This is a genomic window from Sinorhizobium alkalisoli (assembly GCF_008932245.1).
GTDB lineage: Bacteria > Pseudomonadota > Alphaproteobacteria > Rhizobiales > Rhizobiaceae > Sinorhizobium > Sinorhizobium alkalisoli.
In genome coordinates this window covers 1-13414 of the sequence record NZ_CP034909.1, presented here as the reverse complement: position 1 = coordinate 13414, position 13414 = coordinate 1, and the positions used below count along the sequence as shown (strand labels likewise).

General features: G+C 62.3%; 14 protein-coding genes. 7 read left to right on the top strand and 7 right to left on the bottom strand.

Annotated elements, in window-relative coordinates; translation table 11 throughout:
- The first annotated feature begins 88 nt into the window (after window positions 1–88).
- The 3 genes from rpoN (at window position 89) to ptsN (ending at window position 3123) form a co-directional block, all read left to right on the top strand.
- Window positions 89–1651: an RNA polymerase factor sigma-54 gene (gene rpoN / locus EKH55_RS00070; RefSeq protein ID WP_069459683.1), complete on the top strand. Its 1563-nt coding sequence runs from the start codon at window positions 89–91 to the stop codon at window positions 1649–1651.
- Between the two features lie 269 nt (window positions 1652–1920).
- Window positions 1921–2487, top strand: a complete 567-nt coding sequence (hpf, locus tag EKH55_RS00065; protein WP_069459684.1) for a ribosome hibernation-promoting factor, HPF/YfiA family — start codon at window positions 1921–1923, stop codon at window positions 2485–2487.
- Between the two features lie 171 nt (window positions 2488–2658).
- The gene (ptsN, locus tag EKH55_RS00060; protein ID WP_069459685.1) at window positions 2659–3123 is read left to right on the top strand and encodes a PTS IIA-like nitrogen regulatory protein PtsN; all 465 of its coding nucleotides are present in this window, start codon (window positions 2659–2661) and stop codon (window positions 3121–3123) included.
- A gap of 164 nt (window positions 3124–3287) precedes the next feature.
- Here the strand turns inward: ptsN and grpE are convergent, their stop codons facing one another.
- Both grpE and hrcA read right to left on the bottom strand, forming a co-directional pair.
- The gene (grpE, locus tag EKH55_RS00055) at window positions 3288–3905 is read right to left on the bottom strand and encodes a nucleotide exchange factor GrpE (protein ID WP_151610756.1); all 618 of its coding nucleotides are present in this window, start codon (window positions 3903–3905) and stop codon (window positions 3288–3290) included.
- A gap of 206 nt (window positions 3906–4111) precedes the next feature.
- On the bottom strand, window positions 4112–5191 hold the full coding sequence (hrcA, locus tag EKH55_RS00050; protein WP_069459687.1) for a heat-inducible transcriptional repressor HrcA: 1080 nt from the start codon (window positions 5189–5191) through the stop codon (window positions 4112–4114).
- 154 nt (window positions 5192–5345) lie between these two features.
- Between hrcA and rph the strand changes: the two genes are divergently transcribed.
- The 4 genes from rph to hemW all read left to right on the top strand — a co-directional run bounded on the left by rph (window position 5346) and on the right by hemW (window position 8427).
- On the top strand, window positions 5346–6065 hold the full coding sequence (gene rph / locus EKH55_RS00045) for a ribonuclease PH (protein ID WP_151610755.1): 720 nt from the start codon (window positions 5346–5348) through the stop codon (window positions 6063–6065).
- An 87-nt stretch (window positions 6066–6152) separates the two neighbouring features.
- Complete coding sequence (locus tag EKH55_RS00040) at window positions 6153–6569, top strand: VOC family protein (protein WP_069459689.1); 417 nt, start codon at window positions 6153–6155, stop codon at window positions 6567–6569.
- Between the two features lie 20 nt (window positions 6570–6589).
- On the top strand, window positions 6590–7234 hold the full coding sequence (gene rdgB, locus EKH55_RS00035) for an RdgB/HAM1 family non-canonical purine NTP pyrophosphatase (protein ID WP_069459690.1): 645 nt from the start codon (window positions 6590–6592) through the stop codon (window positions 7232–7234).
- Window positions 7235–7245: 11 nt separating this feature from the next.
- Entirely contained in the window at window positions 7246–8427 is a 1182-nt protein-coding gene (gene hemW, locus EKH55_RS00030) for a radical SAM family heme chaperone HemW (RefSeq protein WP_069460011.1), read from the top strand.
- Between the two features lie 16 nt (window positions 8428–8443).
- Here hemW and EKH55_RS00025 read toward each other — a convergent pair whose 3' ends face one another.
- The 5 genes from EKH55_RS00025 to dnaA all read right to left on the bottom strand — a co-directional run bounded on the left by EKH55_RS00025 (window position 8444) and on the right by dnaA (window position 13314).
- Window positions 8444–9307, bottom strand: a complete 864-nt coding sequence (locus EKH55_RS00025) for a nuclear transport factor 2 family protein (RefSeq protein ID WP_069459691.1) — start codon at window positions 9305–9307, stop codon at window positions 8444–8446.
- Between the two features lie 44 nt (window positions 9308–9351).
- Complete coding sequence (locus tag EKH55_RS00020; RefSeq protein ID WP_069459692.1) at window positions 9352–9834, bottom strand: SRPBCC family protein; 483 nt, start codon at window positions 9832–9834, stop codon at window positions 9352–9354.
- 187 nt (window positions 9835–10021) lie between these two features.
- Window positions 10022–11284, bottom strand: coding sequence for an RNA polymerase sigma factor (locus EKH55_RS00015; protein ID WP_069459693.1), 1263 nt, complete (start codon window positions 11282–11284; stop codon window positions 10022–10024).
- Complete coding sequence (locus EKH55_RS00010) at window positions 11281–11655, bottom strand: YciI family protein (protein ID WP_151610754.1); 375 nt, start codon at window positions 11653–11655, stop codon at window positions 11281–11283. The genes EKH55_RS00015 and EKH55_RS00010 overlap by 4 nt, the downstream gene beginning before the upstream one ends.
- Before the next feature lie 216 nt (window positions 11656–11871).
- Window positions 11872–13314, bottom strand: a complete 1443-nt coding sequence (dnaA, locus tag EKH55_RS00005) for a chromosomal replication initiator protein DnaA (RefSeq protein WP_069460012.1) — start codon at window positions 13312–13314, stop codon at window positions 11872–11874.
- Between the last annotated feature and the right edge of the window lie 100 nt (window positions 13315–13414).

Genomic DNA, 13414 nt, shown 5'->3' with positions numbered 1-13414 from the left:
CAAGTAATAAGCAAGTTTTGGGCCAAACGATTATGGCCCGTCCGAAGAAGACATGGGCACAGACATTTGACGGGAGAAGCGCGTCAGCATGGCTTTGTCCGCCAGCCTACATTTGCGGCAATCTCAGTCGCTGGTGATGACGCCGCAATTGATGCAGTCGATCCAACTGCTTCAAATGACGCATGTCGAGCTGACACAGTTCATCGCCCAGGAAATCGAGAAGAACCCCCTGCTCGAATTGCAGGGCGGCGAGGAAGCGGTCGCCGACCAGGACCGAGGAGGAAGCGAGGAGGCTGCCCCGCCTGCCGCCGAGACCTCCGACGGTGCCGCAGAATCGACGGACCAGGCAGACCTCTACGACAGCGCCACCTCCCGCTCGGGCGAGAGGCTCAGCGCCGAGCTCGACTCTGATTTCGCCAATGTTTTTCCCGACGACACGATGCCGCAGCGCGCCGATGCCCCGGAACTGCTCGGCCAATGGAAATCGATGCCGGGGGCGGGCGACGGCGACAACGGCGAAGGATACGATCTCGACGATTTCGTCGCCGTCCGAGCGACCTTGCGGGAAACCCTCCTCGAACAGCTCCCTTTTGCGCTGAGCGCGCCCGGCGACCGCTTGATCGCCCAGTACCTCATCGACCAGCTCGACGCAGCGGGTTATCTGCATGGCGACCTGGCAGAGGCGGCGGCGGCGCTCGGCGCGACGACACAGGACGCGACACGCGTGCTTCTCGCGCTACAGCGGCTGGACCCGCCCGGCGTCTTCGCGCGTTCGCTCAGCGAATGCCTCGCCATTCAATTGCGAGCACGCAACCGCCTCGATCCGGCCATGGAAGCGCTGCTCGCCAATCTCGAACTTCTGGCGCGCCGCGATTTCGCAAGTCTCAAGAAGATCTGCGGAGTCGATGAGGAGGACCTCATCGACATGCTCGGCGAAATCCGCAAGCTCGACCCGAAGCCGGGCACGAGCTTTGAGACCAGCATTACCGAAGCGATCATCCCCGATGTCGTCGTGCGCACCTCCACCAACGGGTGGCTGGTCGAACTCAATCCCGACGCATTGCCGCGCGTTCTCGTCAATCACGACTACTTTGCCGAGATCTCACGCGGGAGCGTGAAAAACAGCGCTGAACAGGCCTTTCTCAGCGAATGCCTGCAGAACGCCAATTGGCTGACGCGCAGCCTCGACCAGCGAGCCCGAACGATCGTGAAGGTGGCGAGCGAAATCGTCCGCCAGCAGGACGCTTTTCTGCTGCACGGCGTCGATCACCTGCGGCCGCTGAACCTCAGGATCGTTGCCGACGCGATCAAGATGCATGAATCGACGGTGAGCCGCGTCACATCGAACAAATACATGCTGACCCCGCGCGGCCTGTTCGAATTCAAATATTTCTTCACCGTCTCCATCGGTTCGGCGGAGAATGGCGATGCCCACTCGGCGGAGTCGGTTCGCCATCGCATCCGCACGATGATCAATGAGGAAAGCGCCCACACCGTGCTTTCGGACGACGATATCGTCGATATGCTCAAAGGGGCCGGCGTCGACATCGCCCGCCGGACGGTCGCCAAGTATCGCGAGGCGATGAATATCCCCTCCTCGGTGCAGAGGCGGCGCGAGAAACGTGCGCTTGCCAAAGCCGCCGGTCTCTGACCGGGCGCATCAACTTCCCATTTGGCGCCGGATCGTACAAAAAATGGCTGATCATTTGCAACCGGGACGTGGAACCGCCAGCGCACCGTCATCGTTTAATCTCGCGGCCCGCGATTGACTCCCTGCGGCGCAGCGGATATGAGGCCGCCGCAATTTCCGGAGAACATCGACTGGACTCCGGGAGGTCGGCATGTTTGCTGAAATGCTTGGATGACGACGGCGCTTGGAATAGACTGGATGCGCAAGTCACGAACGAGAGAGGAAACTCCATGAGTGTGCGTGTGTCCGGTAAACATATGGAAATCGGCGATTCGTTTCGCTCGCGTATCGGCGAGCAGATACGCCAGGCCGTCAGCAAATATTTCGACGGAGGATATTCGAGCCAGGTCACTGTGGAAAAATCCGGGTCGCGCTTCAGCGCCGACTGCAAGCTTCATCTCGATACAGGCGTGATATTGCAGGCGAACGGCCAGGCGAACGAGCCACAGGCGGCTTTCGATGTAGCTTCGGAGCGCATCGAAAAACGGCTTCGACGCTACAAGCGCAAGCTCAAGGATCACCACAACGGCAACGGCCAGGCGGAGGTCGCCTATCGGGTGATGGACTCGGTGCCCTATGAAGACGAGGAAGTTCCCGAGGACTATGCGCCGACGATCGTTGCCGAAAGCACCAAGCAGCTGAGAACGATGACTGTCGCCAATGCCGTGATGGCACTCGATATGACGGACGAACCGGTGTTGATGTTCCGCAGCCCCGGCAAGGAAGAGTTGAATATCGTCTATCGACGGAACGATGGAAATATTGGCTGGATCGACGCCGCCAATATCAAGGCATGAGCAGAGCGGAAGGACCGGGCGAACCGGTCTTCCCGCCGCACGCGCCGACGGTGTGGTGGAAAAGGGTTACTTTTCTGTGAATGGCCCCCGCCGGAACAAAGATGGTTAGAGCCATTGCGGCATATTTGTGATGAAGTTGCCAGGCTCTAACCGGCGAACGAGGACAGAAGAATGGCATTGGCAGGCTTGCTGCATCAAAATGCGATCATCCCGGCCATGAGGGCCAACTCGAAAAAGCAAGTCCTCCAGGAATTGGCGGCCAGAGCATCCAAACTCACCGGTCTTCCCGAGCGGGAAATCTTCGATGTAATCCTTCAGCGGGAGCGGCTCGGCTCAACGGGCGTGGGCAACGGCATCGCCATTCCGCATGGAAAGCTTGCCGAACTATCCTCGCTTGTTGGCATTTTCGCCCGGCTCGAAACGCCGGTCGATTTCGAGGCACTCGACGACCAGCCGGTCGACCTCGTATTCCTGTTGCTCGCGCCCGAGGGTGCCGGCGCCGACCACCTGAAAGCGCTGTCGCGTATTGCGCGCGTACTGCGCGACCATGACATGGTCACGCGGCTGCGGGCGAGCGATTCCGCGAGCGCCATCTACACGCTTCTCAACGAGGATACGACCTCGCACGCCGCCTGAGGCCGGCTGAGCGAAGCCTGGAGCGCGACCGAAACGCTTCCGCCGACACAGCAATCCGCAACTGAGTTGACGCCGCTATGGCTTTGCGCGTCTTTTCAGACGCGCAAAGCTCGCTTTAACTCTTTGAATCTCCGAAAATCGGGTACGATTTTCGGGCCGATGCGCTAGGCTGCCGGCGTCTCGTTTTCGCTCGAGGCCACTTTCGGACCACCCTTGGCGACGCCGACCATTGCGGGACGCAGCACGCGTTCACCGATCGTGTAGCCCGCCTGGACGACCTGAACGACGGTGTTGTTTGGAACCTCGACGTTGGGAATCTCGAACATCGCCTGGTGGAAATTCGGATCGAATTTCTGCCCTGTGGGGTCGAGCTTCTTCACGCCATGGCGCTCAAGCGCGGCCAGCATGGAGCGCTCGGTCATCTCGACGCCCTCGATCAGCGCGGCGAGACCCGCATCCGCCGATTCCCTTGCTTCCGCTGGAATGGCGTCGAGGGCGCGGCGAAGATTGTCGGACACGGCCAGCATGTCGCGCGCGAAGCCCGCGACGGAATAGGACTTGGCATCCCTGACGTCACGCTCGGTTCGCCTGCGCAGATTGTCCATCTCGGCGGCCAGGCGAAGATACTTGTCACGAAGCTCTGCATTCTCCGCCTTGGCGAGCTCCAGCGGATCTGGCGCGGCCGCAGCTTCCGGCGTTTCCGTCGCTTCCGGCTCAGCGGCCTTCACGTTTTCCTCCGGCGCCGCGGCCCCAGATCCGTTCTTGTTCGTTTCGTCGGTCATGACGTTCTCCGAATTTCTTCTCTTGTCATCTCTTCGGCATCATCAAACCAGCGGAAGTCGCTCTGCTTGAACGTTCTGAAACGCTGCATGATTTGTGCTCAAATCAAGAATCCCGTTTAAGAATGATGCAGTGGGTTCGAAGCCGATATCGAGGTTTGAGCCCGAAAAATCAAGGGTCCAATCGGCCGATCGACCAACGCACAGGTTCAGCGAGACAGCCGCGACATCAGTTGCGCGGTATAATCCACCATGGGGACGATGCGCGAATAATTGAGCCTGGTCGGCCCGATTACGCCGACTGCGCCGACGATGCGGTCGTCTCCGTCGCGATAGGGCGCAACGATCAGCGACGATCCGGATAGCGAGAACAGCTTGTTCTCCGAGCCAATGAAGATACGCACGCCCGGGCCGCTTTCGGCGAGATCGAGCAGTTCGATCAGGCTGTCCTTCTTTTCCAGGTCGTCGAACAGCATGCGCAGCCGGTCGATGTCTTCGCCGCCCTCCACGCCCTCGAGCAGATTGGCACGCCCGCGCACGATGAGGCGCGCCGGCTTGCCATCGCCTTCGCTGCCCGACCAGATCGCCAGCCCGCGCTCGACCAGATCCTGCGACAGTGCATTGAGTTCGCCGCGCACCGTCTCCTTGACCTTTTCCAGCTGCGAACGCAACTCGGGTATGGTCTGGCCGGCGAGATGGGCATTGACGAAATTCGCGGCTTCGGTGAGTTGCGCGCTCGTGATCCCCGCCGGCAGCTCGATGATCCGGTTTTCCACTTGGTCGTGCTCTCCGACGAGGACGGCGAGCGCTTTTGTCGGCGCCAGGCGAATGAATTCGACGTGCTTCAGCACCGGATCGCTCTTGGTCGTGATCACGAGGCCGGCGCCGCGGGACATGCCGGAGAGCATCTGGCTTGCTTCCGTAAGCAGGCTCTCCACCGGCTGATCGCGGTCGCCCGGTCGCACCTGCCGCTCGATCGAGGCGCGGTCTTCGGGGGAAAGCCTGCCGACCTGCATGAATGCGTCGACGAAGAAGCGTAAGCCCGTCTGAGTCGGCAGCCGTCCGGCGCTGACATGAGGCGAATAGATAAGCCCGAGGTGCTCGAGATCGCTCATGACATTGCGCACGGAAGCGGGCGAGAGCGACATCGGCAAGAGCCGCGACAGATTGCGTGAACCGAGCGGTTCGCCGCTTTCGAGATAGGTCTCTACGATTCGCCGGAAAATCTCGCCGGAGCGCTCGTCCAGCGCCGATGCGATCCCCTTTTTTGGAGGGTTGCGCGCTACCATGTCACTCCGTGCAGTCATTGGTTTCCTCGCGAATATAGTGATCCGCCGATCCGAAGGCAAAAGGGAAAAATCGCCTCCCCTCCCCGATATCAACCGGTTCCCTTTGGCCGCGCCATGATCTAGAAGGCTGAGCAAGGTAGAACAGGAGCAGAATATGCGGCCATCCGGCAGACGAACCGACCAAATGCGCAAGGTTTCCTTCGAGCGCAATTTCTCCAAGCACGCGGAGGGCTCATGCCTCGTGCGCTTCGGCGACACGCATGTCCTGTGCACGGCAAGCCTTGAAGAAAAGGTTCCCGCCTGGCTGCGCAATGGCGGCAAGGGCTGGATCACCGCGGAATACGGCATGCTGCCGCGGGCGACCGGCGAGCGGATGAGGCGCGAAGCGGCGACAGGCAGGCAGAGCGGTCGCACGCAGGAGATTCAGCGCCTAATCGGCCGGTCGCTTCGCGCGGTGGTCGACCTGCCGGCCCTCGGTGAGCGCCAGATTTCGATCGATTGCGACGTGATCCAGGCGGATGGCGGCACCCGGACAGCTTCGATCACCGGCGCCTGGATCGCGCTGCACGACTGCCTGAAGTGGATGGAAGGACGCAACATGATCAAGCTGGAGAAGGTTCTAAAGGATCATGTCGCCGCCATCTCCTGCGGCATCTTCGCCAACCAGCCGGTCATCGATCTCGATTACATCGAGGACTCGGCTGCCGAAACCGATGCCAATTTCGTGATGACGGGCGCCGGCGGCCTGGTCGAAATCCAGGGAACGGCAGAGGGCAAGCCCTTCAGCGAGGAGGAATTCGCAACGCTGATGCGGCTTGCAAAAGACGGCATTGCCGAGCTCGTAGGGCTGCAGAAGCAGGCGATAGCCGGCTGAGAATCACCTGCGGCTTCGCGCGCCTTTTCAGGCGCGCGAAGGTCGCTGCGTTGAATTGCAGCCGTGCATTGAAGAGGAGGCGTGGCATTGGCTCCGGCGCTCGAAGGCATTCTCGAAACCGCACTCTATGCGGACGATCTCGACAGCGCCGAGGCCTTCTACGGTAGGATCCTCGGCCTTGAGCGCATCACCCGTGTCGGCAATCGGCATGTCTTCTTCCGCTGCGGCGAGGGCGTGCTCTTGATCTTCAACCCGGCGGAGACCGTGAAGCACCCTACTAATGATGCGCTTCCGGTGCCGCCGCATGGCGCGAAGGGCAACGGCCACATGTGCTTCCGTGTGGCGCCGCAAGCGCTCGACGCCTGGAAGGCGACGCTCAAGGCGGCGGGTATCGAAATCGAAGCGGATATCCGTTGGCCTAATGGCGCCCGGTCGTTTTATTTCCGCGATCCGGCCGGCAATAGCCTCGAATGCGCGGAACCGGGCCTCTGGGCCAAGAATTGACCCGAACGGAAGTGATCAGGATGCGCAAACTGCTTGACAAGACGATTGTGGTCGCGAGCCACAATGCCGGCAAGATCCGCGAGATCCGCGATTTGATCGGTCCTCTCGGCTTCGAGGCGAAATCGGCGGCCGAGCTCAATTTCGTCGAGCCCCAGGAAACCGGAACGACGTTCGAGGAAAATGCAATGATCAAGGCCGTCGCCTCGGCGAAGGCCGCGGGCCTGCCGGCGCTGTCGGACGATTCCGGCCTCGCCATCGACGCCCTTGGCGGCGCGCCCGGGGTCTACACCGCCAATTGGGCCGAACGCGAAGACGGCAGCCGCGACTTTGCAATGGCGATGGAAAAGGTCGAGAAGGCACTTCGAGAAAAAGGTGCGACAGCGGCCGAAAGCCGCACCGCTCGTTTCGTGTCAGTGCTCTGCCTTGCCTGGCCGGACGGGCATGTCGAGCTCTTCCGCGGCGAGGTGGAGGGCCGTGTCGTTTGGCCGCCGCGCGGGACGAGCGGCTTCGGCTATGATCCGGTCTTCCAGCCGAAGGGCTTCGACACCACATTCGGTGAAATGAGCGCGGAAGAGAAGCACGGCTGGAGGCCGGGCGACGCCGAGGCTTTGTCGCACCGCGCCCGCGCCTTCAAGCTATTTGCCGAGACCTGCCTCGGCGCCTGAGACGGAATATGATGCAAGCGGCTCCGCTTTCGGCGATCGGTGATGGCATGGACCCGGGATTCGGCGTCTATGTGCACTGGCCGTTCTGCGCGGCCAAATGCCCCTATTGCGACTTCAACAGCCATGTTCGCCACCAGCCGGTGGATCAGCAGCGTTTCGTCGCCGCCTTCCTCGAGGAGATGGCGGCTATTCGCGCGATTTCCGGGCCCCGGACCGTGACCAGCATCTTCATGGGCGGCGGCACGCCATCATTGATGGAGCCAGGAACGGCAGAGGCGATCCTCGACGGCATCGCCCGCAACTGGCACGTGCCGGACGGCATCGAGATCACCATGGAAGCCAATCCCTCGAGCGTCGAGGCGACCCGGTTCCACGGCTACCGGGCGGCCGGCGTCAATCGCGTCTCGCTCGGCGTCCAGGCATTGAACGACCGCGACCTGAAATTCCTCGGCCGGCTGCACAATGTCGAGGATGCGCTGAAGGCGGTAAGGCTCGCGCGCGAGATTTTCCCGCGCATGTCCTTCGACCTGATCTATGCACGACCGAACCAGACGGTCGAGGACTGGGAGCGCGAACTGAAGGAGGCCGTCTCCTACGCCGTCGATCACCTTTCGCTCTACCAGCTCACCATAGAGGAGGGCACACCCTTCTTCGGGCTGCACAAGGCGGGCAAGCTGATCGTCCCGGACGGCGAGCATTCGGCCGTGCTTTACGAGGCGACGCAGGAGATCACGGCGGCGATCGGCATGCCGGCCTACGAGGTCTCCAACCACGCGCGGCCGGGCGCCGAAAGTCGCCATAACCTCACCTATTGGCGCTACGGCGACTATGCGGGAATCGGCCCGGGGGCCCATGGGCGGCTCACCATCGGTGCCGCCAAGGTGGCGACGGCAACGGAGCGGAACCCGGAGGAATGGCTCCGTCTGGTCGAGGAGCGCGGCGACGGCATTGCCGAACGGGAACTGCTCGACCTCGAAGCGCAGGCCGACGAGCTCCTGCTGATGGGGCTGAGACTTCGGGAAGGCGTCGACCTTGCCCGTTGGCAGATGCTTTCCGGTCGCGATCCGGATCCAGATCGCGAGCAGTTCCTGATAGAGCACGGATTCCTCGAGCGGCTCGGCAATTCGCGTCTGCGCTGCACGCCCGCCGGCATGCTGATCCTCGACGCGGTGGTGGCCGACCTCGCCTGCTGACGGTCGGCGGGCCTGCTCAATCACCCTTCTTCATCGGCGCCACGATCGCCCACATGACGCCGAATGGATCGCGAAGCTGGCCGTAATAGTCGCCCCAGAAGGCGATCTCCAGCGGCATCGTCACTTCCGCGCCGGCCGCAACCGCACGTTGCCACCAGAAATCCGCGTCGTCGACGACGAGATGGAGCACGAAACCTTCCGGCGGCTTCCAGGAATGACCGAATTCCGGGAAGGGATCATTGATCATGAGCGCGCCGCCATTGATCGCCAGATGACAATGGATGAGCCGCTTGCCGTCCTCGGCATATTTGCGGTGTTGTTCCCTGGCGCCGAAGGCGCGGCCGTAGAATTCGGCGCTGGCATTGGCGTCCTGAACGCTCAGATAGGCGATGACACCGGCCATCGGCGGGCGTGACGGCGCGTTCCAGTCGACCGAGGAGTCGGGGTCGAGATCGACCGCCGCCTTCAGACTTCCGTCCATGTAGAAGGGCACGGACTCGTGCTGGTGTGCAATCTTCCACCCTTCGGCCACGCGCCTCAGACCGAGTGTCAGGCGGTACCAGAAAGATGCCTTCTCGCCGTCCAGCTTCTCGCCGGAAAGATGCGCTAGCGCCGTCGCAAAAGCGACGTCGCCGTTCGCGGCAATGTCGAGATCCTGAATCCGATAGCCGAGCGGGCCCTCCCAGGTCGAAAACCACCGCTCAAGCCCCTCGGCATCCGCTTCCGGCGCCTTGAGCGGCGGCGCCAGCGAATAGATGAGACAATCCTCCGCGCCATGCGCGAGGAAGCGGCCGGCATCCTTCCGGCGAATGGCCCCCGCCCAATCCTCGATCACCGCGCGAATTTCTGCCGCGGCGGTTCTGCTTTCGATCTCGGACATGGTTCATCTCCTCGTCAACGTGAAATGCGGCCACGCAAGCGACATCAAAGTGTGGCAACGAGCGCAGCGAGCTGATCGGCGCATTGCCCCCAGCCCTCATGAAAGCCCATCTTTTCGTGCGCCTTCTTGTCCGCCGTGCTCCAGTGGCGGGCTCGCGCCGTGTAGCGGGTCTTGCCACCCTCCTCCTCGAAGGTGAGGATCGCCGTCATAAAGGGCTTCTCCGAGGGCTTCCAGGCCTCGGTATAGGCATCGGTGATGACGAGCTTCTCGTTGGGCTCGACCTCCAGATAGACGCCCTGATTGGGATAGAGATCACCCTCCGGAGAGCGCATGATAAAACGATTGGTACCGCCAGGCCTGACATCGAGTTCCGCTTCCGTGATTGTCCACGGCAGCGGCGCGAACCATTGCTTCAGGAGATCGGCGTCGGTGAAGGCGCGATAGACCTTCTCGCGCGGCGCATCGATCAGCCGAACCAGCACCAGTTCGCGTTCGTCGGCGGGTTTCCTGTCGGTTGCTGCAGTCATTTCGTATCCTCCGGGTTGGTTTCGATCCAAGGACGAATGGAGGCGACGGCTCCCGACAGGGCTGCGTATGTTTTGTCGTTTTTTCACTTCGGCAAGGGCCGTTTACAGCACCGCGCATCTCGTCAGACGCACAAACGTGGCCGCAGCACTTTGAATTGTTGCATGTCTCCCTTGAACCGAGGTCGATTTAAGAAGATATGCAGTGGCCCGCTTCGTCCGCCAAATGGTCGAGCTGCTTGCGGATATAGGCGGCCTCGGCGGCATTGGTGGCAAGCGCGATTGCGCGGTCGAAGGCGATGCGGGCCTCGCGGGCTCGCCCCAGTTGGTTGAGCAACGCACCATGCAGGCCATGAAAATAAAAGTAGCCGGAAAGGCTCTCAGCCAGCGGCTCGACCATCGCAAGTGCCGCCTCGGCACCCTCGCGTTTCGACACGGCGACCGCGCGGTTGAGCGTGATGACCGGCGAGGGCTGCAACCGTTCGAGCGCCTGGTAGAGCAGATCGATCTCCTCCCAATCGGTCAGTTCAGGCCGCTCCGCGCGGGCATGAAGGGCAGCGATCGCCGCCTGAATCTGGTAAGCACCGGGGCGGCGGTGGCGCATCGCCTTGTCGATCATCGCCAGGGCTTCCGCGATCATCCGCCTGTTCCAGAGCCGGCGGTCCTGGTCCTCCAGTAGGACGATGGAGCCATCGGCATCGAACCGGGCGCGGGCGCGCGAATGCTGAAGAAGAAGCAGCGCCGTCAGTCCCATGATCTCCGGCTCGGCGGGAAACAGGCGAAGCAGCAACCGCGACAACCGAATCGCCTCGTCGCAGAGATCGGCGGAAACGCCGTCCGGGCCGTTCATCGCCGAATAGCCCTCGTTGAAGACGAGATAGATCATAGTCGCCACGGTCGCGAGCCGCTCGGCGCGGTCGGCGGCATCCGGCGTTTCGAAGGGAATGCCCGCGGCAGCGACACGCCCCTTGGCGCGGGTGATGCGCTGCTCCATCGCCGCCTCGCTGACGAGAAAGGCGCGGGCGATCTGTTTGACGGAAAGGCCGGAAACGATGCGTAGCGCAAGCGCGATCTGCTGGGTCGCCGGCAGCACTGGATTGCTGCAGACGAAGAGCAGCCGCAGGATGTCGTCGCGGTAGTGCGATCCGTCGAGACGGTCGGCAAGCTCCTCTTCCCGATCGCCGAGATCGGACAGCTGCTCTTCCGGCGGCAGCGGCGCCTCGCGCGCCTGGCGCCGAACCTTATCGATGCCGCTGTTGCGGCCGACGAAGATCAGCCAGGCAGCCGGGTCACGCGGCGGACCGTTCGTTGGCCAGGTCTTCAGGGCCCGGATGCATGCTTCCTGGAACGCCTCCTCCGCAAGGTCGAGATTGCGGAAATAGCGCAGCAGCGCTCCCATCGCCTGCGGGCGCGAGGAAGTGAGGGCGAGGTCGATCCAGGCCGTGTCCGTCATGAGGGAAGCCCGCCGGGTTCATAGAGGGCGAGGGGGCGGATTTCATAGGAACCGGCGCTCGGATTGGCGGTACTCAAGTCGCGCGCAAAGGCGAGGGCCTCGTCGAGCGACTCGCAATCGATCAGATAGAAGCCGAGCAGTTGCTCCTTCGTTTCGGCAAAGGGGCCGTCAATGACGATCGTTTCGCCCGTTGCGTGGCGCAAGGTCGTCGCGGCCGTCGTCGGCAGCAGCCGCGCAACCGGCCCAAGCTTGCCGGTCTCGACATATTTGCTCTGGACGGCGGTCAGGTCACGCATGACCCTGTCGTCCTCCTCCTTGCTCCAGGCACTGGTGACACTTTCATCGTTGTAGCAAAGCACCGCATAAAGCATCGAGAATTCTCCGCTCTGGTCTGAAGACGAATGGAGCCAGTGATAGCCGACAAGCGCGGCGAAAAAAATGGTTGGAACGCTCTCCGGGCGAAGTTGCTTGGGGCGAGTAGGCCCTCACCCCAGGCAGGCCCCAAAAAAACAGGCCCGGCTGGAAAACCGGGCCCCTATAAAGTTCGGCTTACTTATGCACGCGCCAGGCGCTCACTTGCATCGGCTTCACTCGTTGATCAGCCGCTTCAAGAGTTCGATTTCGTGGCCGAGCTTCGTGTCGCCGGCAATCATCTCTTCGATCTTGCGCACGGCATGCAGCACGGTGGTGTGGTCGCGGCCTCCGAAGCGACGGCCTATCTCCGGGAAGGAACGCGGCGTCAGTGTCTTCGACAGGTACATGGCGATCTGACGCGGCTTGACGATCACGCGGGTGCGACGGTTCGACACCAGTTCCTGGCGTGAGACGTTGTAGTGCTTGGCGACGACACGCTGTATGTCCTCGATTCGGACGCGGCGCGGTTCGCCGGCATTGACCAAGTGGCCGAGCAGTTCGTCAACGCGCTCGATCGAGAGCTGCGGTTCGAAGGAGCGGCGGAAAAGCAACTGATTGAAGGCGCCCTCGAGCTCGCGGCCGCTGGCGGTGATGTTGCGCGCGACGTGGCACAGGATGTCCTGGGAAATCTGCAGCGAGGCATCGTCCTGCCGCGCCGCCTCGAGACGAAGCTTCAGCATCTCCAGCCGCATCTCGTAATCCGGCCCTTCCATTTCGATCGCCACACCACCTTGCAGTCGCGAGCGAACGCGGCTGTCGAGCGATTCCAGCTCCCAAGGCGCCCGGTCGGCCGCGACGACCACCTGCTTTGCCGAGTCGAGCAGCATGTTCAGGAGATGACAAAATTCGTGCTGGATCGACTTGCCCTGCAGGAACTGCATATCGTCGATGATCAGGAGATCGATGTTGCGCAGCGATTCCTTCAAGGAAAGGGCGTCGTTGTCGCGGATGGCTGTGGCGAAACGCCACATGAAATATTCTGCCGTGAGATAGACAACGCGCGGCGCGCGCGCGCTCTGCAGGGCCGCAAGCGCGATCGCCTGGAGAAGATGCGTCTTGCCTAGACCGACGCTCGAATGGATGAAGAGCGGGTTGAAACGGACGGCGCCGGCGCCCGCTTCCGCGATCGTGCGGGCGGCGGCAAGGGCGACGCGGTTGGACGCACCCTCTACGAAACTGTCGAAACTGTAGCGCTGGTCGAGGGGCGAGCCGAAAAGCGGCGCCTGGACCGCCTTCGGCGCGGCAGCGACCGCCGCGGCGGCAGCGATTGCGACCGGCTGCGGCGAGGTGGAGCGCCGGACCGGCGCCGGTGCCGGCTCGGCCACGGCGGGCGCCGTCTCTTCATGAGCGGCCGGACGCTGGCTGCGCGTTGCCGTGCGGACCAGAATCTCCACCTTCAGGATCTCGCCGTCTTCCTGCTGGAACAGACCGGTGATGAGATCCAGATAGCGGTTGTTGATCCAGGATTTGAGGAACGTCGTCGGCACCGACAGGCGCACGACGCTTTTCGACACGGAATGAAGCTTGAGACGCCCAAACCAACTGGCGAAGACATCCGGACCAACCTGAGCTTTCAGACGCGCACTTACCCGCTCGAAAAGTGCGTCATGCCGCATGTCCTGTTTTTCCCCCGCCGCCTGAGACTGATTGCTTCCGGCCTGGAATCCTTCAGGTGCCGTCGCCAAATTCATCTGCATGTTGCCGCCTTCCAAAATC